The sequence below is a fragment of the Streptomyces sp. NRRL F-6492 genome (genome assembly GCF_001280125.1).
In the GTDB taxonomy this organism is placed as follows: domain Bacteria; phylum Actinomycetota; class Actinomycetes; order Streptomycetales; family Streptomycetaceae; genus Streptomyces.
Window position 1 is genome coordinate 1 of sequence record NZ_LGEG01000220.1, and the last position, 23,015, is coordinate 23,015.

General features: G+C 73.5%; 20 protein-coding genes and 1 pseudogene. 9 read left to right on the forward strand and 12 right to left on the reverse strand.

What is annotated here, in order from left to right; genetic code table 11:
* A partial coding sequence (locus tag ADL08_RS19310) for a DUF11 domain-containing protein (RefSeq protein ID WP_078970578.1) occupies positions 1 to 2,449 on the reverse strand: 2,449 nt, incomplete at its 3' end.
* A gap of 181 nt (positions 2,450 to 2,630) precedes the next feature.
* The gene (locus tag ADL08_RS19315) at positions 2,631 to 3,353 is read right to left on the reverse strand and encodes a LuxR C-terminal-related transcriptional regulator (protein WP_078967961.1); all 723 of its coding nucleotides are present in this window, start codon (positions 3,351 to 3,353) and stop codon (positions 2,631 to 2,633) included.
* Positions 3,354 to 3,558: 205 nt separating this feature from the next.
* On the opposite strand from ADL08_RS19315, the gene ADL08_RS19320 reads away from it, so the two are divergent.
* Positions 3,559 to 4,917, forward strand: coding sequence for a hydrolytic protein (locus ADL08_RS19320; protein ID WP_078967962.1), 1,359 nt, complete (start codon positions 3,559 to 3,561; stop codon positions 4,915 to 4,917).
* Positions 4,918 to 5,072: 155 nt separating this feature from the next.
* On the opposite strand, the gene ADL08_RS19325 is transcribed toward ADL08_RS19320, so the two are convergent.
* On the reverse strand, positions 5,073 to 5,285 hold the full coding sequence (locus ADL08_RS19325) for a DUF397 domain-containing protein (RefSeq protein WP_053644608.1): 213 nt from the start codon (positions 5,283 to 5,285) through the stop codon (positions 5,073 to 5,075).
* Complete coding sequence (locus tag ADL08_RS19330; RefSeq protein ID WP_053644609.1) at positions 5,267 to 6,109, reverse strand: helix-turn-helix domain-containing protein; 843 nt, start codon at positions 6,107 to 6,109, stop codon at positions 5,267 to 5,269. Before ADL08_RS19330 ends, ADL08_RS19325 begins: the two co-directional genes overlap by 19 nt.
* Before the next feature lie 203 nt (positions 6,110 to 6,312).
* Between ADL08_RS19330 and ADL08_RS19335 the strand changes: the two genes are divergently transcribed.
* The 5 genes and pseudogenes from ADL08_RS19335 to ADL08_RS37235 all read left to right on the forward strand — a co-directional run bounded on the left by ADL08_RS19335 (position 6,313) and on the right by ADL08_RS37235 (position 8,687).
* Positions 6,313 to 6,555 (forward strand): hypothetical protein, encoded by a 243-nt coding sequence (locus tag ADL08_RS19335; protein ID WP_053644611.1) that lies wholly within the window; start codon positions 6,313 to 6,315, stop codon positions 6,553 to 6,555.
* Positions 6,552 to 6,791: a hypothetical protein gene (locus ADL08_RS19340; protein WP_234352192.1), complete on the forward strand. Its 240-nt coding sequence runs from the start codon at positions 6,552 to 6,554 to the stop codon at positions 6,789 to 6,791. The genes ADL08_RS19335 and ADL08_RS19340 overlap by 4 nt, the downstream gene beginning before the upstream one ends.
* Before the next feature lie 49 nt (positions 6,792 to 6,840).
* A complete protein-coding gene (locus ADL08_RS19345) occupies positions 6,841 to 7,611 on the forward strand; it encodes a hypothetical protein (RefSeq protein ID WP_159042978.1) in 771 nt (256 codons plus the stop codon).
* A gap of 24 nt (positions 7,612 to 7,635) precedes the next feature.
* Positions 7,636 to 8,350 (forward strand): annotated as a pseudogene (locus ADL08_RS35715) (helix-turn-helix domain-containing protein); the annotation flags it as partial.
* Position 8,351: 1 nt separating this feature from the next.
* Complete coding sequence (locus ADL08_RS37235) at positions 8,352 to 8,687, forward strand: hypothetical protein (RefSeq protein WP_159042979.1); 336 nt, start codon at positions 8,352 to 8,354, stop codon at positions 8,685 to 8,687.
* A 27-nt stretch (positions 8,688 to 8,714) separates the two neighbouring features.
* Here the strand turns inward: ADL08_RS37235 and ADL08_RS19355 are convergent, their stop codons facing one another.
* The 3 genes from ADL08_RS19355 to ADL08_RS19365 all read right to left on the reverse strand — a co-directional run bounded on the left by ADL08_RS19355 (position 8,715) and on the right by ADL08_RS19365 (position 11,961).
* Positions 8,715 to 10,271, reverse strand: coding sequence for an MFS transporter (locus ADL08_RS19355; RefSeq protein ID WP_078967963.1), 1,557 nt, complete (start codon positions 10,269 to 10,271; stop codon positions 8,715 to 8,717).
* A gap of 98 nt (positions 10,272 to 10,369) precedes the next feature.
* Positions 10,370 to 10,783 (reverse strand): RidA family protein, encoded by a 414-nt coding sequence (locus tag ADL08_RS19360; RefSeq protein ID WP_053644619.1) that lies wholly within the window; start codon positions 10,781 to 10,783, stop codon positions 10,370 to 10,372.
* Positions 10,780 to 11,961 (reverse strand): acyl-CoA dehydrogenase family protein, encoded by a 1,182-nt coding sequence (locus ADL08_RS19365; protein ID WP_053644622.1) that lies wholly within the window; start codon positions 11,959 to 11,961, stop codon positions 10,780 to 10,782. The genes ADL08_RS19360 and ADL08_RS19365 overlap by 4 nt, the downstream gene beginning before the upstream one ends.
* Before the next feature lie 480 nt (positions 11,962 to 12,441).
* On the opposite strand from ADL08_RS19365, the gene ADL08_RS19375 reads away from it, so the two are divergent.
* A complete protein-coding gene (locus ADL08_RS19375) occupies positions 12,442 to 14,064 on the forward strand; it encodes an AMP-binding protein (protein ID WP_053644626.1) in 1,623 nt (540 codons plus the stop codon).
* An 83-nt stretch (positions 14,065 to 14,147) separates the two neighbouring features.
* Positions 14,148 to 14,975: a PaaX family transcriptional regulator C-terminal domain-containing protein gene (locus ADL08_RS19380; RefSeq protein WP_053644628.1), complete on the forward strand. Its 828-nt coding sequence runs from the start codon at positions 14,148 to 14,150 to the stop codon at positions 14,973 to 14,975.
* 52 nt (positions 14,976 to 15,027) lie between these two features.
* Here the strand turns inward: ADL08_RS19380 and ADL08_RS19385 are convergent, their stop codons facing one another.
* Together ADL08_RS19385 and ADL08_RS19390 are read right to left on the reverse strand one after the other, a co-directional pair.
* On the reverse strand, positions 15,028 to 17,337 hold the full coding sequence (locus ADL08_RS19385; RefSeq protein ID WP_053644630.1) for a bifunctional salicylyl-CoA 5-hydroxylase/oxidoreductase: 2,310 nt from the start codon (positions 17,335 to 17,337) through the stop codon (positions 15,028 to 15,030).
* Positions 17,322 to 18,149: an enoyl-CoA hydratase family protein gene (locus ADL08_RS19390; RefSeq protein ID WP_053644632.1), complete on the reverse strand. Its 828-nt coding sequence runs from the start codon at positions 18,147 to 18,149 to the stop codon at positions 17,322 to 17,324. The genes ADL08_RS19385 and ADL08_RS19390 overlap by 16 nt, the downstream gene beginning before the upstream one ends.
* 251 nt (positions 18,150 to 18,400) lie before the next feature.
* On the opposite strand from ADL08_RS19390, the gene ADL08_RS19395 reads away from it, so the two are divergent.
* On the forward strand, positions 18,401 to 18,901 hold the full coding sequence (locus ADL08_RS19395) for an ATP-binding protein (RefSeq protein ID WP_078968413.1): 501 nt from the start codon (positions 18,401 to 18,403) through the stop codon (positions 18,899 to 18,901).
* Here the strand turns inward: ADL08_RS19395 and ADL08_RS19400 are convergent.
* From ADL08_RS19400 to ADL08_RS19410, 3 genes are all read right to left on the reverse strand, one after another.
* On the reverse strand, positions 18,882 to 20,294 hold the full coding sequence (locus ADL08_RS19400; RefSeq protein ID WP_053644634.1) for an amino acid permease: 1,413 nt from the start codon (positions 20,292 to 20,294) through the stop codon (positions 18,882 to 18,884). The genes ADL08_RS19395 and ADL08_RS19400 overlap by 20 nt on opposite strands.
* A gap of 121 nt (positions 20,295 to 20,415) precedes the next feature.
* Positions 20,416 to 21,480: an ornithine carbamoyltransferase gene (gene argF, locus ADL08_RS19405; RefSeq protein WP_053644636.1), complete on the reverse strand. Its 1,065-nt coding sequence runs from the start codon at positions 21,478 to 21,480 to the stop codon at positions 20,416 to 20,418.
* 241 nt (positions 21,481 to 21,721) lie between these two features.
* On the reverse strand, positions 21,722 to 22,954 hold the full coding sequence (locus ADL08_RS19410) for an arginine deiminase (RefSeq protein ID WP_053644638.1): 1,233 nt from the start codon (positions 22,952 to 22,954) through the stop codon (positions 21,722 to 21,724).
* Positions 22,955 to 23,015 lie beyond the last annotated feature (61 nt).

Sequence of the window (23,015 nt, forward strand, 5' to 3'; positions counted from 1 at the left end):
GGGTGGGTGTCGGGGTCGGGGGTGCCTCGCGTACGGGGATCACGGTCCGGCCCGCGTTGTCGCCGGGCAGCGGGTCGAGGACCGTACCGGTGACCGACCAGTCGACGGGCGCGTCGCCGGTGGTGACGCCGGTGAGCGTGACGTCCACCGGGACGGTGGCGCCGGGCTCGACGACTCCGAGGTCGCACTGGAGGGAGGCGGCGTCGCAGGTGCCGCCGGGCCGGGTGATCCCGGTGATCCGCACGCCGGCGGGCGGGGCGACGGTCAGCCGGGTGCCGGGCGAGGCGGCGGGACCGTTGTTGACCACGTCGACGGTGACCGTGGCGAAGTCGCCGACGGTGACCTCCGGCGTGGTGCCGGGCGCCCGGACGGCGAGGTCCACGGACTGCTGGACGGCGGGTTCCTTCTGGCGTCCCGCGAGTCCGGCGGTGAGCGGGGTGACGGTGCCGGAGCCGACGTCCAGGACGTTCAGCTTCTCGGGGCTGTTGACCGCGGCCCCGGCCCGGGAGCTGAACACCAGGCGCCTGCCGTCGGCGGTCCAGGCCGCGTCGCGCGGCTGGTGCGGTCCGGTGGCCGTGGTGTCCGGCAGGTCCCGGCCGCAGGCGCCGGCCCGGTCGCGGGCGGCGGCGGGCAGCAGGACCCGGCAGGTGTCGCCGGACACGGACGTGAGGAGGAGGCCGTTCTGCTCGTCGATCCGGCCGCCGCCGTTCTTGCGGTTGAAGGCGACGGTACGTCCGTCGGGCGAGAAGGCCGGGCTGTCGTCGATGACCGCGCAGGCCCCGGGGCAGTTCGCGGCGCTGAGGTCGCGCTGCCGGGTCAGGTCGGTGACGGACGCGGTCCACACGTGCTTGTTGCCGCCGCCCCCGTCGATCTCCGCGTTGCGGGTGAAGGCCAGGGTGGTGCCGTCGGAGGACCAGGTCGGCTGGGCGTCCTGCCCCCGGAGCTGACCTGCCGGGGGCACGATCTCGCCGGTGATCCGGCCGGTGGCGACCTCCGCGACGAGGATGCGGCTGTCCCCGGCGGCCTCGCCGACCCCGCCGGGCGAGGTGCGGGTGAAGGCGAGGTGCGCGCCGTCCGGGGAGAACGTCGGGTCGGTGTCCCAGTCCCGCTCGCCCCGCCCGGCGAGCGGCATCGGCGCCTCGTTCGTGCCGTCCGCGTCGGCCGTCCAGATCCGCTCGATCCGCGCGTCGTCGGGGCCCTCGAAGCGGGTGAGGACGATGCGGCGCCCGTCGGGGGTGTAGTTCTGCCGTTCGGTCCACGGGTCGTACGGGGCCGCGGGCCGGAAGAGCGGGTCCTTGGCGGGGTCGGTGTTCGTGTCGGCCGCGGGGTCCTCGCGGAGGATCTTCCGGACCAGGTCGCGCGGGTCGGAACCGTCCGAGCGGATGTCCTGGAGGGTCACCGTGTGCGAGGTCGCCGCCGAGGTGCGTTCCACGACCGCGTGGCCGCCGTCGGCGGTGCCGAGCCAGGTGGGCGAGAGGACGTCGCGCTCCTCGTCGAGCACCAGGGAGGGTTCCCGGTCGGAGTGGACGACCGACCTGAAGACGTGGTCGTAGTCGCCCTTGCAGGCGCAGGTGGTCTCGGGGCTGAGGAAGACCAGGCCGTCCCCGTCGGGCAGCCACGCCGCCCCGTGGCCGCGCCAGTTCGCGTAGGCGCCGGCGAACAGCGGTTCGTCGGTGGTCCCGTCGGCGATCCGCAGCCGCCGGGTGGTCCGCCCGTCCTCGGTCGTGGTCGACGTGTACGCGATCCACCGGCGGTTGACGTCGTCGTCGACGGGGTTCCAGGCGGGCTCGGAGGCGGTGCCGTTCGCGGGGTCGGTGAGCCGGGTGGCGGCGCCGCCCGCGAGGTCCCGGACGTAGACCTGCCGACCGGCGAGGGGGTCGGCGTCGCTGCTGTAGGCGATCCGGCTCCCGTCGGGGGAGACCGTCGGGTCCTCCTCGCTGGCGGCGGGCGTGTCCGTCAGCCGGGTCAGGCCGGTGCCGTCGGTGCGCACCAGCCACAGGTCGCGCCGGGGGCCGCCGGCCGGCTCGGCCGCGTCGAAGAGCACCGACCCGCCGTCCGGGGTGAGCCGGGGGTGGGCCGCGTCCATGCCGCTGGTGAGCCGCAGGACCGAGCCGTCGGCGCCCCGCAGGTAGATCTGCGGGTGCTTCTCGTCGCGGCGGCTCGCGAAGACCAGCCGGTCGCCGAGGGCGGAGGGGTCGGTGTCGTAGTGGGCGGGGCCGGGACCGAACAGCGGGGTGCTGGAGGTGGTGGAGGCGGGCTCGCCGAGGCTGCGGTGGCCGGTGCCGGCGTAGGCGATGCGGGTGGTGTCCGCGGCGTCCGCCGCCGCCGGGCCGGTCCCGGTGCCGCCCGGCCCGGCCGCGCCCGTCGCCCCGAGCAGGGGGACGAGCAGCAGGAGCGACGAGCCGAGTCTCCCGAGGCGGTGCCGTCCGCCGGGGCCAGCGGTTTCCATCACGGTCCCCTTCGCAGTCCGGTGCGGCACCGGGAGGTGCCCCCGCCACCCTGCACCGGCGGCGCGGGCGGGGGCAGGGCCCGGGGGCCGCACCCGGGGGAAGCGCGGGGTGCGCTTTGGGGCAGCGCCGCCTTCCCCCGGCCTTCCCGCCCGCCGCCGGAGGGCGTGCCGGGCGGGAGGGTCATATGAGCCCGTTGCGCAGGGCGTAGCCCACGGCGTGGGCGCGGTTGCGCAGTTGGAGGCGCGTGGTGATCTCGTGCAGGACGTTCTTCACGGTCCGCTCGGAGTACGAGGTCTTGCGGGCGATCTCCGAGGTGTCCAGGCCCTCCGAGACCAGGCGCAGCATCTCCGCCTCCCGGGCGGTGAGGGTGGAGAGGGACAGGGCCCCGGGGTCGAGGGCCGAGCGGCGGAGGCTGCCGACGTGACCGAGTAATTCGCCGAGCAGGTCGCCGGGGAGCACTCCCTCGCCGTTGGCCACCGCGAGGACCAGGTGGACGAGCTGGTCCTGGTCGGCCTCGGAACGGCGCAGCACCGCCGACACCCCGCACTCGATGACGCGTTCGAGGCCGCCGACGCCGAGGGTGCCTATGACGAGCCCCGCGCGGGTGGCGCCGTTGTACCGCAGCCGGGTCAGCAGGGCGGTCACGTCGTCGTCGAGGCCGTCCACGACGACCAGGGAGACCTGGGCGTTCTCCGCGTCCGCGTCGTCGACCAGTTCGGCCTCGGGACGCTGGCGCAGCTGCTGGACGACACCCACCCGCAGCACCGGATCGGCGGCGTAGACGGCCACGGTAATCCGGGGCGGGCGGCCGGAACCGGAGGGGTGGTGGACCGGGTGACCACGGACGGCGTCGTGTGCCGTACCGCCGGTCGTGACCGGGCCTTTCTCCTCTGTGCGGAGCATGGAACACCTGTTTTCGTGAGTCGGTGGGGGGTAGGGAGACACAGCGCGAGACGACCACGCGTCGACAGCGCGCGAAAGGCGGCTCTCCAGACTAGAAATCTATTGTTACCGGAGAGTTGACTTGTGCTTGCCGTGCAGCGACGCTGCCCGCACATTGCCCTCCCGTGCCTCCTGCAGGCCCCGCACGCCTCCTACGGTGGGGCGTGTGACGCCTTCCACAGCCTCCTCCGGTCCCGGTTCGCCCGGCCTCGACATCCCGGCCGTGTCGGTGACGCCGGGTGACATCGCCACCACCACCCTGACCGTCCGCAACGACAGCGACATCGTCGAGGCGTACGACCTGAAGGTCGTCGGTGACGGTGCCGAATGGACCACCGTGGAGCCCGAGCGGGTCTCCCTCTATCCCGGCACCTCCGAGACGGTGACGCTCCGTCTGGCGCCGCCGCGCTCGCCGGAGGTCAGGGCGGGCGAGATGCCGCTCGGCGTGCGGATCCTGCCGACCGAGCACCCCGAGTCGGTCAAGGTCCTCGAAACCGTCGTACGGATCGGGGAGTTCCACGAGCTGCGGACCGAGCTGTCGCCGCGCCGCCGGCGCGGCTGGCTCCGCGGCCGCTATCTGCTGGCCGTCCGCAACCAGGGCAACACCCCGGTACGGGTGGGCTTCACGCCCGGCCAGGCCGGCGAGGAGCTCGGGTTCGCCTTCACCCCCGCGGAACCGGCCCTGGAGCCCGGGGAGTCGAAGCAGCTCCGGCTGCGGGTCCGCACCTCCAGCCCGGTGTGGTTCGGCGACCCCGTGGTGTGGCCGTTCACCGTGGACACCCGCGAGACCGGCGAACGGGCGGAGGCGGAGGACCGTCCCGAGGAGCCCTTCGCCGGGGCCTCGCTGGACGCGGAGTTCGTCCAGATACCGATCTTCCCGAAGTGGCTGCTCATCCTGCTCGCCGCGCTGCTCGCGCTGCTGATCGCCTGGTTCACCCTGGTCCGTCCGGCCGTGCGCAGCGCCGCCAAGGAGGCGGCCACCGCGGCGGTGCAGCCCCGTCCCGTCCCGTCGGAGGGCGGTGCGGACGGGGCGTCCTCCGGCACCGGCGAGACCGGTCGGCCGTCCGGCGGCAGCAGCCAGAAGCCGGGGACGGGTGCCGGACCGGGCGGCGGGGACGGCGGCTCGACCGGCGGCGGCGGTTCGACCGGCGGCACCGCGACCGGCGCCGGCCAGCAGAGCTCGGCCACCATCGACCTGAAGACGGGCGGCGGGCAGACCAGGACCGGGACGTACACCGTGCCCGAGAAGACCGTCTTCGGGATCACGGACATTGTGGTCGCGAACTTCCAGGGCGACGAAGGGGTGATGACCATCACCTTCGGCGACCGGAAGATCACCACGATCGCGCTGGAGACCTTCCGCAACCAGGACTACCACTGGGTGACCCCCATCAGGATCGGCGCGAAGGACACCGTGACCATCGACGTGACCTGCGCGAAGCCCGGTACGCCCGCGACGGGACAGCAGGCGCGGGAGTGCCACGAGGTCGTCAACGTGAGCGGCGCGCTCAGCAGCACCGAGTGAATCGGACGTTACCTGTCCGGTTCATTATCGATCGCCGTCGATCGCAGATGTAAAGGTTGACTTTCCTTTCGGCCTGAAATCGTCAGACCAGGTCTAGAAACGAGCACCGGCCCCCACGCACCCGAAGGTTCGTGGGGGCCGGTGTGCGTGTGCGCTCAGCCGTCCAGCCGCCCGCCCCTGACCGCCGCGACGAAGGAGGCCCAGCCCCCTGCCGGGAACACGAGGGCCGGGCCGTGCGGGGTCTTGCTGTCGCGTACGGGGACGACGAGGGGGGCGAAGTCGTCGGAGACCTCGACGCACGCACCGCCGTCCGGGTTGCTGTAGCTGCTCTTGCGCCAGGCTACGTCGCTCAGATCGATGGGTCGCACGGCACTTCCTCCAACATGCGCAGGATGAACTTCCGCGACTCAGCGGGGGACAGGGCCATGTCGCGCACCACATCATAGGCACGCTGCATGCGCTCGATCATCGTGCTTTCTTCGATGAGCTCACCGCTATAGGCGTTCTCCGTATAAGCCACCGGACGACCGTTCATGAGACGCAGAAACCACGTCTCCGTGCCGACCAGTCCGTGTACTCCCGCGCTTTGCAGAAGGACGTGCACAGTGATGTTCTGCTGCTCGGACATCTCCAGCAGGTAATCCAACTGCGCACGCCACCCCTGCCCGTCTTGCACCGGTGTACGCAAAGCCGCCTCCGACAGGATGGTCCGGAACGGTGGCGCGTCCTCTCCCTCCAGCAGCGCCTTCCGACCCATCCGCGCCTCGATCTGCTGCTCCAGCTCCTTGCCCTTGTAACCGCCCGCGGCCAGCACTTCCCGCGCGTACTCCGGTGTCTGCAACAGTCCCGGCAGCGCGCTCACTCCGAAGTGCCACAGGCACACCGCCTCGGACTCCAGCGTCATGTACCGCCGGTACCGCTCCTTGAACTGCGACTTGTCCCCTGCCGCCAACTCCCACAACGCCAGCAGCAGTCCCGGCGCCTCGTAGAACGTGTCCAGCGCCTGGACGACGTCCGGGCTGCCCAACGTCTCGCCCTTCTCCATCTTCCCGAACAGGGACCAGTCCCAGCCCACCCGTTCGCCGAGCTGCCGCAGGCTCAGCTTCCGAGCCGTCCGGAGTCTGTGCAGCTCCTCCGCGAACCGCTGGCGCGGCTCCTGGCTCCGGCCGCTGACCACTCGTCGCTGCGGCATGGGGCTCCCCTCCGAACGGTTCGTACCGATGGGCGGCGTGGAAGATGTGGAACCGGCGCCGTACGCCGCGGAAGTACTCCCCCGTCCACATCCGGCCCACCCGCGTCCGGGCACATCCTCGTCACACCTGGACTACGCAGCGTAATCCAGCGCACGTCAACGGGTCCGTGAAACGGCGGAACCGGCCCACGAGGAGTGAACCCATGCCACCCACCCCGCGCGAACCGAGCACCACGCCCAAGATCCAGGAGGCCCTGGACGCACGGGACGCCCTCGCCGCCGCCCTCTCCCGGGCCGGCGTGCAGCTCCCCGCCATGGACATCCGCAGCCCGTGGCCGGACGAGCGCGAGGGCGAGGCCTCCTACGCCCTCGTCCACCTCGGCGTCTGCTCCGCACCCGTCGCCCACGCGCTCGCCGAGGTGATCCTGAACGGGCTCACGCGGTGACCGGTGAGGACCACGGCCTCCCCCGCGTGGGCGCGGTCGTCCTCGACACCACCCGCAACCTAGTGGGCCGTGTCACGGGCACGGACGGTCCGTGCCTCCACCTCCGTCCGCTCGGGGGCGGCGTCGAGTGGGACGTCGCACCGGCGGACCTCCACCCCCTCACCGGCGCGGACCTGCTGAGCGCCCTCGTCGCCGAGGCCAACGCGCGCAGTCGGCGCGGCCGGTGCGGTCGTTGATACGGGCATAAGTCGGCGGTGGCCCGGGGAGCGGGCCTACGATCCCGGCGTGGATCCCTACGCGCCCGTGCCCCCGCCGACTCCGTCCCCTCCGCCCGTCGCGCGCCCCTGGTGGCGGCGGCCGGGGTTCGTCGTCATGGGCGTGCTGGTGGCGCTCGGGGGCGGGCTTCTGCTGTTCGGCGATCCGTCCGGGGGGCCGGGAGCGGGCGTCGGCGAGGCGAAGGGCGGCGGCCGGCCGGAGGTGTCCACCTCCCCCTCCTCCGTCACGGCCACGGGTGCTCCCTCCGCGTCCCCGACGCCCACCGGGCCCCCGCAACTCGTGGGGAAGGTGCTCAAGGAGGCGCGGGAGATCGCGGACGGGGCCGGGTACGGCGTCGTGACGCACGACGCCTCGGACCGGGACGACGGGCAGTGGGACGCGGACGGGTGGAAGGTGTGCTTCCAGGCGGCGGGCGGACAGCGGGGCGGAGGGCGGCCCGTGCTCGACCTCGGGGTGGTGCGGGTCGAAGCGCCCTGTCCCGGCGCGGACGGCGAGGAGATTCCCTGGCCGTCGATGCCGGGCGTCGCCGGGGCGGACCTCTTCGGGGCCGAGGAGATGCTGGAGGCGGTCGGGGTCCGCAAGGTCCGGCCCGAGAGCGTCTACACGGACGTCACGCTGCCCGCCGACCCGAGCGCCTGGCGGGTCTGCTTCCAGGAGCCCGCGCCGGGCAGGCGGATCGAGAACCCGCAGTACGCGACCGCCTACCTGAAGCTCGCCCCGCCGGACGCCGCCTGCCCGGACGCGCCGTACGCCCGGTCGAAGCCCGAACCGACGTCCTAGTGCTCTGACCGGGAAGGGCAGAAGCTGCAGCAGATCGTGCGCCGGGGCGGTACCAGTTCGGTGCGCTACCGGCGCGCGATGATGCTGCTGGCCTCGGTCGGCGGGAACCGGGTCCCGGTGATCACCCAGCTGGTGCAGGTCGACGGGGACGCCATCCGTGACGTGATCCACCGGTTCGACCAGATCGGCCTGGCCTGTCTGGGCGCCCGGTGGGCGGGAGGCCGCCCTCACCTGTTCAGCCCTGACGACGAGAACTTCGTCGTCCAGACGGCCCTCGCCCGCCGAGGCATCACCTTCCAGCGCACCAAGGCCTGGAAGGAGTCGCCGGACCCCGGCCGAGACATCAAGCTCAACCGCATCGAGCACGTTCTGGAGCGGTTCCCCGACCGGGTGTTTGCGTTCGACGAGTTCGGGCCGCTCGGGATCCGCCCTAACCGGCGGCTCCGGCTGGGCATCGGCGGGTCACCCCGAACGGCACCCCGCGACCTACCACCGCACCCACGGCGTCCGGTACTTCCACAGCTGTTGCTCCGTCGGCGACGACACCTTGTGAGGCGTCAACCGCCGCGAGAAAGGAGCCGTGAACACCCCGGCCGTCCTCCGGTCGATTCGCGTGGCCCGCCCGGACGGCGTCCCGATCCACGTCATCCTGGACAACCTGTCCACCCACGAGGGCGAGACGATCCGGCGCCGGGCGAGAAGGGCCTCCGCTGCGGCGGTCGGCCTCTGTCCAACGCCGCATGAGCGGCGAGTCCGACCAAGAGCAGTACCGTGCCGGCATGCCAAGCAAGCGACAGCCGTACCGGCGCACTCTCGGGAAACCGACGACCCTGGTCCTGTACCGAACGCCGGGCAAGTGGCGGTACGCCGTCTACTTCACCGGACCAGCCGGCGTTGCCGACGGCGCACTCGTCGATCCTCCGTCCTCGTCCGAGCCGGATCTCGCACAGACGGCCCTCCTCCAGAAAGCGGAAGAACTCACCCGCAGACAGCTCAAGGTCCTCTGGAGCGAATCCGGCCAACCGGGCTGCTGGACCGGCACGGTCGCCGGCGTGGGCCCTCGTCCACCGGACTGAACCCGGCGAACCAATGCGGTCGGAGCACTAGCCGCCCGGCATCATGCCCGCGCCGCCCTTGAGGCGTTCGATGTCCGAGGCGCGGACCTGGATGACGACGAGGGCGATCAGGGCGGCCACCGCGGCGAAGATCGCCGCCGTGACGAAGCCCGCCGAGACGCCGGAGGCCAGTACCTGGTCGCTCCAGGGCGGCGGGAGCTGGCCGGTCTCGGCGAACCGGGCCTTCTCCAGGGGGCCCGCCTGGGAGAGGAAGGCCGGGACCTGCTTCTCCGCCTCGTTGCGGCTGGCCGTGCCGAAGACCGTGACCAGGATCGACAGGCCGAGCGAGCCGCCGACCTGCTGCATGGCGTTGAGCAGGCCGGACGCGGCGCCCGAGTCGCGCGGTTCGACGTTGGAGAGGGCCATGATGGTCAGCGAGACGAACATCAGGCCCATGCCCAGGCCGAAGACCAGAATCGGGCCGAGGATGCTCCCCAGGTAGGTGGAGCGCACGTCCGTCAGGGTCAGCCAGGCGAGGCCCGCGGCGGCCAGGACCGAGCCCGTCACCATGAAGGGCTTCGGGCCGTACCGGGGCAGCAGGTTGGAGGTGAGTCCGGCGCCGACCGCGATGATCGCGCTGACCGGCAGGAACGCGAGGCCCGCCCGCAGCGGGCTGAAGCCGAGCACCTGCTGCACGAAGAGGGTGAGGAAGAAGAACATGCCGAAGATCGCCGCCGCCAGGCACAGCATGATGGCGTAGGTGCCCGAGCGGTTGCGGTCGGCGAACATGCGCAGCGGGGTGATCGGCTGCTGGGAGCGCCGTTCGACCAGGATGAACGCGGCCAGGAAGACGACCGCCGCGACGAACGAGCCGATCGTGTACGGATCGCGCCAGCCCTTGTCCGCGGCGCGGATGAACCCGTACACCAGGGCCACCATGCCGATCGTCGAGGTGAGCGCGCCGGTGAGGTCGAAGTGGCCGGGGCTCGGCTCCGACTCCTTGACGTGCCGGGGCGTCAGGAAGGCGATGATCAGGGCGATGGGCACGTTGACGAAGAAGATCCAGCGCCAGTCGAGCCACTGGACGAGCATGCCGCCGGCCACCAGGCCGATCGCGCTGCCGCCGGCCGAGACGGCGGCGAACACCCCGAAGGCGCGGTTGCGTTCGGGGCCCTCGTCGAAGGTCGTGGTGATGAGGGAGAGCGAGGTCGGCGAGGCGATGGCGCCGCCGACGCCCTGGAGGGCGCGGGCGGCGAGGAGTTGCCACTCGCTCTGGGCTAACCCGCAGAAGAGCGAGGCCAGTCCGAAGAGGAGCACGCCGAACATGAAGACCCGGCGGCGGCCCAGGATGTCGCCGAAGCGCCCGCCGAGGAGCAGGAGGCCGCCGAAGGTGAGCGTGTAGGCGTTGACGACCCAGGCCAGGCTGGTGGTCGAGAAGTCGAGGGCGCTCTGGATGTGCGGGAGCGCGATGTTCACGATCGTGATGTCGAGGACGACCATCAGCTGGCAGGAGGCGATCACGAACAGGGCGATGCCCTTGCCGTCTCCTCCGCTTCCGCGGGGCGCGGTCGCCGCGGGAGTCGTCGGCTTCGGGGTGCTAGACATGAGCGGTCATGGCGCGTAACGCCCTCACGGGAGGGAGCCGTGGGCCGGTCGGCCCACCTTTTCGACACTAAGCCCGGCCCGGGAGGCCGACCAGTTGATCAAGCGTGCGCGGGTTCGTCCAGGACGGCGAAGCCGTCCAGCTCCACCAGGGCCTGTTCGTCCCAGAGGCGTACGACCCCGATGACGGCCATCGCCGGGTAGTCACGGCCCGCCAGCCTCCGCCAGACGAGGCCCAGTTCGTGGGCGTGGGCGCGGTAGTCCTCGACGTCGGTGGCGTAGACGGTGACCCGGGCGAGGTCGGCGGGGGTGCCGCCGGCGTGGCGCAGGGCGGTGAGGAGGTTGGCGAGGGCGGTGGTGAACTGCTCGGTGAGGGTCTCCCCCACGACCGCGCCGTCAGAGTCGAGCGCGGTCTGTCCGGCGAGGAAGACGAAGCGGGTGCCGGTGGCGGTGACGGCGTGGCTGAAGCCGGTGGGCGGGGCGAGGTCGGCGGGGTTGTGGCGGTGCAGGCTCATGGGGCCGGCTCCTTCCGGGGGGAGGCGTGTCCCCGTTCCCCAGGGTGACGGGCTTCCTCGTGGTGGCGCGCGTACAGGTCCTTGGCGATGATCGTGCGCTGGACCTCGGTGGCCCCCTCGTAGATCCGGGGCGCGCGGACCTCGCGGTAGAGGTGCTCCAGGAGGTGGCCGCGCTGGAGGGCGGCGGCGCCGTGCAGCTGGACGGCGGAGTCGACGACGTACTGGGCCGTCTCGGTGGCGAGGAGCTTGGCCATGGCGGAGCGCCGGGGCACGTCCGGGTCGCCCCGGTCGTACGCGCTCGCCGCCGCGTGGACGAGGAGGCGGGCGGCCTCGGTACGGGTGGCCATCTCGGCGATCCGGTGGGAGACGGCCTGGAGGTCGGCGAGGACGCCGCCGAAGGCGGGGCGGGCGGCGGTGTGGGCGAGGGCCGCGTCGAGGGCGGCCTGGGCCATGCCGACGGCGAAGGCGCCGACGCTGGGGCGGAAGAGGTTCAGGGTGCGCATGGCGACCCGGAAGCCCTCGTCCGGGGCGCCGAGGAGGTCGTCGGGGCCGACGGGGACGCCGTCGAAGGTGAGGGTGCCCAGGGCGTGCGGGGCGAGCATGTCGAGCGGTTCGCCGCCGAGGCCGGGGCGGTCGGCGGGGACGAGGAAGGCGGTGACGCCCCGGGCGCCGGCCCCGGGGGTGGTGCGGGCGAAGACGGTGGCGAAGTCGGCCTCGGGGGCGTTGGAGATCCAGCGCTTCTCGCCGTGCAGGCGCCAGCCGCCGCGGCCGTCGGGGACGGCGTCGAGGGCGAGGGCGGCGGCGTCGGAGCCGGCGTCCGGTTCGGAGAGCGCGAAGGCGGCGACGGCCCGTCCCGCGGTGGCCCCGGGGAGCCAGCGGGCGCGCTGGGCGGGGGTGCCGAAGGCGGCGACGGGGTGGGTGCCGAGGCCCTGGAGGGCGAGGGCGGTCTCGGCCTCGGTGCAGACCCGGGCGAGGGACTCGCGCAGGAGGCAGAGGTCGAGGGCGCCGGCCCCGAAGAGGCGGGAGAGGAGGCCGAGGTCGCCGAGGGCGGCGACGAGGGGGCGGTTGACCCGGCCGGGTTCGCCCCGGTCGGCGAGGGGCTTCAGGCGTTCGGCGGTGAGGGCGCGGAGCTCCGCACACCAGGTGGTCTGTTCCGGATCGAGCGAGAATGCGGGCATGCGGGCCCTCTCCGGCGCCCTCGGGCGCCCTCGTCACAGCGCCGCCTTACGGCGCCTCCGTCGCGGCACCCTCGGGCGCCTCCGTCGCGGCGCCGCTTCCCGGCGCCCTCGTAGCGGCGCCTTGCGGCGCCTCCGTCCCCGCGTGCCGCGGCGTCCCGGCCGGGGCGCGCCCCCGCGCCCCCGTCCTGGTCACCCCGGTCACCCCGGACGCCCCGGACGCCCTCGTCCCGGCGCCCCCGGACGCCTTCGTACCGGTGGCCTCCAGCACTCCCGTACCCACGCCTTCCCGCGCCCTCCCGCCGACGCGCCCCGGCGGCCCGGCTCCGATCCCGGCTCCGGTCCCGATCCCGGTCCCGGCGCCTTTCGGCGCCCCCGGTCCGGCGGCCCCGATCGCCCTTGTCGCGAACCATTGACTGTCGTCACCGTCACGATACGCTCGTGGAGCGACGGGCGACCCCACCACGACAGGGGGACGGACCCATGGAGCTGACACCCTCGGCGCACCTCGACACCTTCGCCCGCGACCGGCTGCCGCCGCCGGAGCGGTGGCCGCGGCTCCTCTTCGACCTCCCCGGGCTCGCGTACCCCGACCGGCTCAACTGCGGAGCCGAACTCCTCGACCGCACGGTGGAGCGGTTCGGCCCCGACCGGCCCGCCTTCCACGACGGCGAGGGCGGGGTCTGGAGCTACGGGGAGCTGCTCGACCGGGTCGACCGGATAGCCCACGTCCTCACCGCCGACCTGCGGCTCGTGCCCGGCAACCGGGTGCTCCTGCGCGGACCGACCACCCCCTGGCTGGCCGCCTGCTGGCTCGCCGTGATGAAGGCGGGCGGGGTCGCCGTCACCGTTCTGGCCCAGCAGCGCGCCCCCGAACTGGCCGTCATGGCGGACGCGGCCCGCTGCACCCACGCGCTCTGCGACGCCCACTTCCTCGACGAGCTCCGCGCGGCCCGGATCCCCGGCCTCCGGATCACCCCGTTCGGCGGAGGGGGACCGGACGACCTGCTCGTCCTCGCCGACCGCCGCCCCGGCCCGTACGAGGCGGTGCCGACCGCCGCCGACGACGTGGCCCTCGTCGCCTTCACCTCCGGCACCACCGGACGTCCCAAGGGCTGCGTCCACTTCCACCGGGACGTCCTGGCCGTCGCCGACACCTTCTCCGCGCACGTCCTGCGCCCGCTGCCCGACGACGTCTTCGCCGGTTCGCCGCCGCTCGCCTTCACCTTCGGCCTCGGCGGGCTCGTCGTCTTCCCCCTGCGGGCCGGGGCGAGCGCGGTCCTCCTCGAACAGGCCGGCCCGAAACAGCTCCTCGCCGCGATCGCGCGGCACCGGGTCTCGGTGCTCTTCACCGCCCCGACCGCCTACCGGGTCATGCTCGACGAGCTGACCCGGGGCATCGCCCCGGAGACCGGCTCGCTGCGCCGCTGCGTCTCGGCCGGGGAGAACCTGCCGGAGGCGACCTGGCGGTCCTGGTACGCCCGTACGGGTCTGCGCCTGATCAACGGCATCGGCGCGACCGAGCTGCTGCACATCTTCCTCTCGGCCGCCGACGGCGACATCCGCCCCGGCACCACCGGCCGCCCGGTCCCCGGCTGGCGGGCCAGGGTCGTCGACCGGGAGGGCCGGGAGGTCCCGGACGGCGAGGAGGGGCTGCTCGCCGTGTGCGGCCCGGTCGGCTGCCGCTACCTGGACGATCCGCGCCAGGCCGAGTACGTGCGGGACGGCTGGAACGTCACGGGCGACACGTACGTCCGCGAACCCGACGGCTGGTTCCGTTACGTCTCCCGGGCCGACGACATGATCATCTCGGCCGGGTACAACATCGCGGGGCCCCAGGTCGAGGAGGTCCTCCTCGACCACCCCGACGTGGTGGAGACGGCGGTGGTGGGCCGCCCGGACGACCTGCGCGGCCAGGTCGTCGTGGCCTACGCCGTCGTACGGGACGGGGTGTCGCGCGACTCCAGCACGGCCGCCGCGCTGCGCGCCTTCGTGCGGGCCCGCCTCGCCCCGTACAAGTCGCCCCGCGAGATCGTCTTCCTGGACGCGCTGCCGCGCACGGCGACGGGCAAGCTCCAGCGCTTCCGGCTGCGGGAGCCGGTGTGACCCGGCGCGCGGGGGCGCCCGCGCCCGGCGCGACCTCGTCTGACGTGTGCACATCCCCCGCACCCACCGCCTAAAGTGATCACGTGGCCGAGCAGCACACCCCCCGATCCCTGATCGTCTCCCTCTACGGCGCGTACGGGCGCACCCCCGACGGCTCGCCGGTGCCGGTGGCCGGGCTCGTCCGGCTGCTCGCCGTCGTCGGCGTGGACGCGCCCTCGGTGCGCTCCTCGGTGTCGCGGCTCAAGCGGCGCGGGCTGCTGCTGCCGCGCCGCACGGCGGACGGGGCCGCCGGGTACGCCCTCTCGGACGACGCCCGCCGGCTCCTGGACGACGGCGACCGCCGGATCTACGCCCGGAGCGAGCCGAAGCTGTCCGAGGGGTGGGTCCTGGCCGTCTTCTCGGTGCCCGAGGCCGAGCGGCACAAGCGGCACCTGCTGCGCTCCCGGCTCGCCCGCCTCGGCTTCGGGACGGCCGCGCCGGGCGTCTGGATCGCGCCCGCCCGTCTGTACGAGGAGACCCGCAACACCCTGGAACGGCTGGAACTCTCCCCGTACGTCGACCTCTTCCGGGGCGACCACCTGGGGTACGCGGCGACGGCCGAGGCGGCGGCCCGCTGGTGGGACCTGCCGGCGATCGCCGCCCTGCACGAGGAGTTCCTGAAGGTCCACGAGCCGGTCCTGCGGGCGTGGCGGAAGGATCCGGGCGATCCCGGGGACGCCTACCGCGCCTACCTGCTCGCCCTCGACTCCTGGCGCCGCCTGCCGTACGCGGACCCGGTCCTCCCGGCCGAACTCCTCCCGGACGACTGGCCGGGCCGCCGCTCGGCGGAGGCCTTCACGGCCCTGCACGAGCTGCTGCGGGACCGGGGCGCGGAGTTCGTACGACCCTTCCTGGCCGGGGACGGGGAGTAGGGCGCGCGGGTCGTCCGGCGGGATCCGTCCAGCGGGATCCGTCCGGCGGGTCCTAGTCGCGGCGGCCGGTGGGCGGGCGGCGGCTGCCCGCGCGGTACGGGGCGGGCCAGGGGGCCGCCGGGCCCTCGTAGCCCTGTTCGGCCGCCGCGTGGAGGGTCCAGTGGGGGTCGTAGAGGTGGGGGCGGGCGAGGGCGCAGAGGTCGGCGCGGCCGGCCAGGAGGAGGGAGTTGACGTCGTCCCAGGAGGAGATCGCGCCGACCGCGATCACGGGGATCCCGGTCTCGTTGCGGATGCGGTGGGCGTACGGGGTCTGGTACGAGCGGCCGTACGCGGGGGTCTCGTGGGGGACGACCTGGCCGGTGGAGACGTCGATCGCGTCGGCGCCGTGCGCGGCGAGGGCGCGGGCGGTCGCGACGGCGTCCTCGGCGCTGGTGCCGCCCCCGGCCCAGTCGGTGGCCGAGATCCGGACGGTCAGGGGCCGGTCGTCGGGCCACGCCTCCCGTACCGCGTCGAGGACTTCGAGGGGGAAGCGGAGGCGTCCCCGGAGGTCGCCGCCGTAGGCGTCGGTGCGGTGGTTGGTGAGGGGGGAGAGGAAGCCGGAGAGCAGATAGCCGTGGGCGGCGTGCAGTTCGAGGAGGTCGAAGCCGCCGCGGGCGGCGCGCCGGGCGGCGGCCGCGAACTCCTCGCGCACGGCGGCGAGTCCGGCGCGGTCGAGGGCGGCCGGGGTCTGGTTGACGCCGGGCCGGTACGGGAGGGGCGAGGCGGCGACGAGCGGCCAGTTGCCCTCGGGCAGCGGCTGGTCGATCCCCTCCCACATGCGCCGGGTGGAGCCCTTGCGGCCGGCGTGGCCGAGCTGGACGCCGATCGCGGTGCCGGGCGCGCCCGTGTGGACGAAGTCGGTGATCCGGCGCCAGGCGGCGGCCTGTCCGTCGGTCCAGAGACCGGTGCAGCCGGGGGTGATGCGGCCGCCGGGGCTGACGCAGACCATCTCGGTCATGACGAGTCCGGCGCCGCCGAGGGCCCTGGAGCCCAGGTGGACGAGGTGGAAGTCGCCCGGGACGCCGTCCTCCGCGACGTACATGTCCATGGGGGAGACCACGATCCGGTTGCGCAGGGTCAGTCCGCGCAGCCGGAAGGGGGTGAACATGGGCGGGGTGCCGGGCGGGCAGCCGAAGTCGTCCTCGACGGTGGCGGTGAAGGCGGGGTCGCGCAGGCGCAGGTTGGCGTGGGTGACGCGGCGGCTGCGGGTGAGCAGGTCGAAGGCGAAGCGGCGGGGCGGCCGGTCGACGTGGCGCGCGATCTCCTCGAACCAGTGCAGGCTGGCGGCGGCCGCGCGCTGGATGGACGCGACGACGGGGCGGCGGCCGGTCTCGTAGGCGGCCAGGGCCTCGTCCGGGGCGCGGTGTCCGTCGAGGCTGTCGGCGAGGGCGAGGGCGTCCTCGACGGCCAGTTTGGTGCCGGAGCCGATGGAGAAGTGCGCGGTGTGGGCGGCGTCGCCGACGAGGACGGTGTTGCCGTACGACCAGCGGTCGTTGACGACCGTGCGGAAGGCGGTCCAGGCGGAGTTGTTGGCGCGCAGCCTCCGGCCGCCGAGCGCCCCGGCGAAGATCTCGGCGCAGCGGGCGGCGGACCCGGCCTCGTCCAGGGCGTGGAGGCCGGCGGCGCGCCAGACCTCCTCGCGCATCTCGACGATGACGGTGGAGGAGCCCGCCGCGTAGGGGTAGGCGTGGAGCTGGGCCACGCCGTGTCCGGTCTCGGCGGTCTCGAAGCGGAAGGCGTCGAGGGCGAAGTCGGCGGCGAGCCAGATGTAGCGGCAGCGGTGGGTGGTGATCCGGGGGCGGAAGTGCGCGGCGTACGTCTCGCGGGTGCGGCTGTGGACGCCGTCGGCGGCGACGACCAGGTCGTGTCCGGCGGCGAGTTCGGCGGCGGGCGGCGCCTCGGCGCGGAAGCGGAGGCGGACGCCGAGGTCGGCGCAGCGGGCGTGCAGGAGCTCCAGGAGCCGGCGGCGGCCGAGGGCGGCGAAGGCGTGGCCGGTGGAGGTGGTGCGGTGGCCCCGGTGGACGACGTCGATGTCGTCCCAGCGGACGAGTTCGCGGTCGAGCGCCGCGTACACGACGGGGTCGGCGTCCCGGATCCCGCCGAGGGTCTCGTCGGAGAGGACGACGCCGAACCCGAAGGTGTCGGTGGGCGCGTTGCGCTCCCAGACGGTGACCTCGCGCCGGGGGTCGCGCCGTTTGAGCAGGGCGGCGGCGTAGAGCCCGCCGGGGCCGCCGCCGACGACGGCGATGCGGGACGGGGACGGGGGCGCGGTCCGGGGCCGGTGGGGGTCCGGGGGCCCCGGCGCGGTTACCGGCTCCGCCATGTCGGGGGGCGCTTCTCCGTGAAGGCGGTGTGGAACTCCGCGTAGTCCTCGCCGTGCATCAGGAGGGCCTGGGTGGCCGCGTCCAGTTCGACCGAGGCGGCGAGGGGCATGTCGAGTTCGGCGGTGAGCAGGGCCTTGGTCTGGGCGAGGGCGAGCGCGGGGCCGTCCGCGAGGCGGCGGGCGAGGGCGTCGGCGCGGGCGTCGGCGGCGCCCTCCTCGGTGAGTTCGCTGAGGAGGCCGATGCGCTCGGCCTCGGCGGCGTGGACGGGCTCGCCCAGCATGAGGAGCCGGGTGGCGTGGCCGAGGCCGACGACCCGGGGCAGCAGGTAGGCGGCGCCCATGTCGCCGCCGGAGAGGCCGACCCGGGTGAAGAGGAAGGCGAAGCGGGTGGTGGGGTCGGCGATCCGGAAGTCGGCGGCGAGGGCCAGGACGGCCCCGGCGCCCGCGGCGACGCCGTGGAGGGCCGCGACGACGGGGAAGGGGCATTCGCGCAGGGCGCGGACGACCTGGCCGGTCATCCGGTTGAAGTCGAGGAGCCGGGCGGTGTCGAGGGAGAGGGTGGCGCCGATGATCTCGTCCACGTCGCCGCCGGAGCAGAAGCCGCGGCCCTCGCCGCCGAGGACGAGGGCGCGGACGGCCCGCTCGCGGGAGAGTTCGGCGAGGAGGTCGCGCAGGTCGGCGTAGGCGCCGAAGGTGAGGGCGTTGAGTTTCGCGGGCCGGGCGAGGGTGACGGTGGCGACGCCCCCGTCGATGTCCAGGCGCAGGTGGCGCCAGCGGGCGGTGCGGGACGCGGAACCGGTGAAAGGGCTCATCCGGAACGGCCTCCTTTCTCCGCACCGGAGCGTATCACCGTTGTGTGACCATCGTCACGAGTACGCGACAAAGGGGGGTCGGGAGCCCACAGGACCCCGCGAAATGGGTACGGAAGTCCTCACCGGGAGGGGAGGGGGTGCCCTGGGGAAGGAGCCGTCCCCTCCGTAGCGTCGGAGGCAGGACGTCTCGGGGCCCCGCCCCCGCCCCCTCCTCCCCCATCCGCCCGCCCGGCGAAGGGAACCTGCCTCCCATGCCCGAAACCATCGACTCCACCGAAGCCGCCGACGCCACCGAAGCCGCTGACGCCGCTGACTCCGGCTCCGGCTCCGGCTCCGCCGGGCCCGCCGGCGCCGGATCGCCGGCCTCCTGGCGCGTCCGGCTGCCGCACACGACCGCCGCCGTCCCGATCGCCCGCACGCTCGTCCGCGACGCCCTCGCCCGTACCGCGCCCGGCGAGGCCGACACGGCGGAGCTGCTCACCGCCGAGCTCGTCGCGAACGCCGTCCGGCACACCGCGGGCCGGGGGCCCATCGAGCTGGTCGTCGAGCCGCGCACGGCGTCCGGCGACTGCCGGGTCGAGGTCCACGACCCGGCGCCCGGCCGGATCGTCCACCCCGACCCGGACACCGAGGTCGACCCCTGGCAGGAGCACGGCCGCGGCCTCCTCCTGGTCCGGGCGCTCAGCAGCGCCTGCGGTCACCGCCCGACCGCGGGCGGCAAGGCGGCCTGGTTCACGCTCCCGGCGGTGTGACGAGCCGCGAGTTGCGGCGCCCGTAGACCGCGTAGAGCAGCCCGCCCACGAGCAGGAACACCGCGAACTGCAGCCAGGTCGACCAGCCCGTGCCCCAGATCAGGTACAGGCAGAAGCCGATGCCGAGCACCGGGCTCAGCGGGAAGAGCGGCACCCGGAAGGAGCGCGGCAGCTCGGGGGCGCGGCGGCGCAGCACCATCACCGCGAGGTTGACGACCGCCATGACGGCGAGGGTGCCGATGGTGGTCAGGTCGACGACCACGTCGAGCGGGGCGAAGGCGGCCGGCACGGCGAAGACGGCGGCGACGATCCAGGTGTTGGCGACGGGGGTCGAGGTCTTCGGGGAGACCCGCTCGAAGACCCGGGGGACGAGCCCGTCGCGGGACATCGACATCAGGATGCGGGTCTGGCCGTACATCACCGCGAGGACGACGGACGCGATGGCGACGACCGCGCCGAAGGCGACGATCCCGCCGCCGACGGACGAACCGGTGACCTCGTCCACGACGACCGAGAGCGCGGCCGGGCTGTTCGCGACGGCGTCGGGGCCGATCGCCCCGATCGCGGAGAGCGCGACCGCGCAGTAGAGCAGGGTGACGAGCCCGATGCAGACGAGGATGGCGATCGGGATGTCGCGGCGCGGGTTCTTCACCTCCTCGCCGGCCGTGGTGATCGCGTCGAAGCCGATGTACGAGAAGAAGGCCACGGAGGCGCCGGCGGTGATGCCGGCGGCGCCGCTGCCCGTGAACGGCGAGAGGTGCCCGTCCTGGAAGGCGGTGAAGCCGACGGCGCAGAAGACGACCAGGATGCCGATCTTGAGGACGGCCATGGCGGCGGTCGCCCGGGCGCTCTCCCGGACCCCGCGCACGAGGAGGGTGGCCGCGAGCAGGATCACGACCACGGCGGGCAGGTTGACCGCGCCGCCCTCGCCCGGTCCGGCGGAGAGCGCGGCGGGCAGCTGCCATCCGGTCAGGCTGTTCAGGAGCTCGTTGAGGTACTGGCTCCAGCCGACCGCGACGGCGGAGACGGACACGCCGTACTCCAGGAGCAGGCACCAGCCGACGAGGAAGGCGGCCCGCTCGCCGAGGCTCGCGTAGGCGAAGGAGTACGAGGAGCCCGAGACCGGGATCGCGCCGCCCAGCTCCGCGAAGGAGAAGGCGGTGAAGACGCAGGTGATCGCGGCGAGCACGAAGGAGACCACGACCGCGGGGCCGGCCTCCGCGACGCTGTCGGAGAGGCCGACGAAGATGCCGGTGCCCACGATCGCGCCGACGCCGAAGCAGATGAGCTGGAAGAGGCCCATGGTGCGCTTGAGGCCGTGGCCTTCGAGGTCGGCGCCGGATTCGGCGAGGAGCTGCTGCGGTGTCTTGATCCGCGCGGCGGACGGGGTCATGCGGGGGTTCTCGTTTCTGGTGCGTGCACGCGTGAGGGGGGTTCGGGCTTACCTGCCCGAACCCCCCTGAACCGTGCGATCGTAAACCGCACCCCGCATCTTCACCCAATCGGGCGCAACGCTATGCCCCGATGCCGGCGTCGGCCCCCGTGCCCGTGCCCGTGCCCGGACCCGTGCCCGTGCCCGGACCCGCCATGGTGGCGACCAGGACCGCCTTGATGGTGTGCATCCGGTTCTCGGCCTGGTCGAAGACGATCGAGTGGGCCGACTCGAAGACCTCGTCGGAGACCTCCAGCTCGGTCAGGCCGTGCCGGGCGTGGATGTCGCGGCCGACGGCGGTGCCCAGGTCGTGGAAGGCGGGCAGGCAGTGCAGGAACCCGACGTCCGGGTTCCCGGTGGCCCGCAGCACGTCCATGGTCACGGAGTACGGGGCGAGGGCGGCGATCCGCTCGTCCCAGACCTCCTTGGGCTCGCCCATGGAGACCCAGACGTCGGTGGCCACGAAGTCGGCTCCCCGGACCCCCTCCGCCACGTCCTCGGTGAGGGTGACGGTGGCGCCGCTGGCCTCGGCGAGCTTCCGGGCCCGCTCGACGACGTCCCCGGACGGCCAGTACGCCTCCGGGGCGACGATCCGGACGTCCATGCCGAGCAGGGCGCCGGTGACCAGGTAGGAGTTGCCCATGTTGAAGCGGGCGTCGCCGAGGTAGGCGAAGGCGACCCGGTCCAGCGGCTTGTCGGTGTGCTCGGTCACGGTGAGCACGTCGGCGAGCATCTGGGTGGGGTGCCAGTCGTCGGTGAGGCCGTTGAAGACGGGCACGCCCGCGAAGGCGGCGAGCTCCTCGACGGCGGCCTGGCTGTCCCCCCGGTACTCGATCCCGTCGAACATCCGGCCGAGGACACGGGCCGTGTCCTTGACGGACTCCTTGTGGCCCATCTGGGAGCCCGAGGGGTCCAGGTAGGTCGTGGAGGCGCCCTGGTCGGCGGCGGCGACCTCGAAGGCGCAGCGGGTGCGGGTCGAGGTCTTCTCGAAGATCAGGGCGATGTTCCGGCCGCGCAGCCGCTGCACCTCGGCGCCCGCCTTCTTGGCGGCCTTGAGCTCGGCGGCGAGCGCGACCAGCCCGCGGAACTCCTCGGCGGTGAAGTCCAGCTCCTTGAGGAAGTGGCGGCCGATGAGGTCTGTGGCCATGGGTCGCGCTCCTGTTGGGTACGGTCGGGGGACGGCGATCGAGACCCTGGAAGTCTATACGCACTTCAACATTTATATACAGCCCCCTCCCGCAGGGGCCGGGCCGGCCGCGGTCCCGGCATTCCTCAGGGGCCGACAGCAGTCCCTCCGCTTCCCCGGGGTCGGCCGCGATCCCTCCGCTTCCCCGGGGCCGGCCGTGATCCCTCCGCTTCCCCGGGGTCGGCCGCGATCCCTCCGTTACTCAGACGGCGTCCCGCTCCACCGGACAGCTCATGCAGCGCGGGCCGCCCCTCCCCCGGCCCAGCTCGCTGCCGGGGATCTCGATCACCTCGATGCCCTGCTTGCGCAGGTGCGTGTTCGTGGTGACGTTCCGCTCGTACGCGACGACCACCCCCGGCTCCACCGCGAGCACGTTGCACCCGTCGTCCCACTGCTCGCGCTCGGCCGCGTGCACGTCCTGGGTCGCCGTGAGGACCCGGACCTCAGGGAGCCCCAGGGCCGCCGCGATCGCGTCGTGCATCCGCTCCGGCGGGTGGTCGGTCACCCGCAGGGGCTGCCCCGCGTCCCCCGGCTCGATCGTGTACGAGCGGAGCATGCCGAGCCCCGCGTACTGGGTGAACGTGTCCTGGTCCACCATCGTCATCACCGTGTCCAGGTGCATGAACGCGCGCCGCTTCGGCATGTCGAGCGCGACGATCGTGCGCGCCGAACCGGCCGCGAACATGCCCCGGGCCAGCATCTCCACCGCCTGCGGGGTGGTGCGCTCGCTCATCCCGATGAGCACGGCGCCGTTGCCGATGACCAGGACGTCCCCGCCCTCGATCGTCGACGGATAGTCCGCCTGCCCCTCCGACCAGTGGTGGAAGGGGCCCGCCTCGGGCCCGGTGAAGAGCGGGTGGTGCTTGTAGATCGCCTCGAAGTGGACCGTCTCGCGCTGCCGGGCCGGCCAGCGCATGGCGTTGATGGAGACGCCGTCGTAGATCCAGGCCGAGGTGTCCCGGGTGAAGAGGTGGTTGGGCAGCGGGCCGAGGAGGAAGTCGTCCAGGTCGAGGGCGTGGAAGCGGACCGAGGTCGGCTCCCGGTGCGCCGCCAGGAACTCCCGCTTCGTCATCCCGCCGACGAGCACCTCGCCGAGCGCGACGGCGTCGAGGGAGTCGAAGGCCGCCCGGAGGTGGTCGGCGGCGAGCGGGCCGTACGCCTTCTCGTCGAAGACCCGGTCCAGGACGAGCGCGCGGGCGGCCGGCACCTTGAGCGACTCGCTCAGGAGGTCCGCGAAGAGGTGCACCTCCACCCCCCGGTCGCGCAGCACGTCGGCGAAGCCGTCGTGCTCCTGCCGGGCCCGCCGCACCCAGAGCACGTCGTCGAAGAGGAGGGCGTCCTTGTTGGTCGGGGTGAGCCGCTTCAGCTCCAGATCGGGCCGGTGGAGGATGACGCGGCGCAGCCGCCCGGTCTCGGAATCGACATGGAATCCCATGGGTCCATCCTGACGGAGGGGGGCCTTCGCGGCCCGTGTTTCGGCACAGGGCGGGGTGGGG

What these genes read in the sequence shown, in the direction of transcription:
- ADL08_RS19315 (WP_078967961.1), bottom strand. Translation starts at nt 3,353, where the DNA reads ATGCTCCGCACAGAGGAGAAAGGCCCGGTCACGACCGGCGGTACGGCA.
- ADL08_RS19330 (WP_053644609.1), bottom strand. Translation starts at nt 6,109, where the DNA reads ATGCCGCAGCGACGAGTGGTCAGCGGCCGGAGCCAGGAGCCGCGCCAG.
- ADL08_RS19335 (WP_053644611.1), top strand. Translation starts at nt 6,313, where the DNA reads ATGCCACCCACCCCGCGCGAACCGAGCACCACGCCCAAGATCCAGGAG.
- ADL08_RS37235 (WP_159042979.1), top strand. Translation starts at nt 8,352, where the DNA reads ATGAGCGGCGAGTCCGACCAAGAGCAGTACCGTGCCGGCATGCCAAGC.
- ADL08_RS19355 (WP_078967963.1), bottom strand. Translation starts at nt 10,271, where the DNA reads ATGTCTAGCACCCCGAAGCCGACGACTCCCGCGGCGACCGCGCCCCGC.
- ADL08_RS19360 (WP_053644619.1), bottom strand. Translation starts at nt 10,783, where the DNA reads ATGAGCCTGCACCGCCACAACCCCGCCGACCTCGCCCCGCCCACCGGC.
- ADL08_RS19365 (WP_053644622.1), bottom strand. Translation starts at nt 11,961, where the DNA reads ATGCCCGCATTCTCGCTCGATCCGGAACAGACCACCTGGTGTGCGGAG.
- ADL08_RS19375 (WP_053644626.1), top strand. Translation starts at nt 12,442, where the DNA reads ATGGAGCTGACACCCTCGGCGCACCTCGACACCTTCGCCCGCGACCGG.
- ADL08_RS19385 (WP_053644630.1), bottom strand. Translation starts at nt 17,337, where the DNA reads ATGGCGGAGCCGGTAACCGCGCCGGGGCCCCCGGACCCCCACCGGCCC.
- ADL08_RS19390 (WP_053644632.1), bottom strand. Translation starts at nt 18,149, where the DNA reads ATGAGCCCTTTCACCGGTTCCGCGTCCCGCACCGCCCGCTGGCGCCAC.
- ADL08_RS19395 (WP_078968413.1), top strand. Translation starts at nt 18,401, where the DNA reads ATGCCCGAAACCATCGACTCCACCGAAGCCGCCGACGCCACCGAAGCC.
- ADL08_RS19400 (WP_053644634.1), bottom strand. Translation starts at nt 20,294, where the DNA reads ATGACCCCGTCCGCCGCGCGGATCAAGACACCGCAGCAGCTCCTCGCC.
- argF (WP_053644636.1), bottom strand. Translation starts at nt 21,480, where the DNA reads ATGGCCACAGACCTCATCGGCCGCCACTTCCTCAAGGAGCTGGACTTC.
- ADL08_RS19410 (WP_053644638.1), bottom strand. Translation starts at nt 22,954, where the DNA reads ATGGGATTCCATGTCGATTCCGAGACCGGGCGGCTGCGCCGCGTCATC.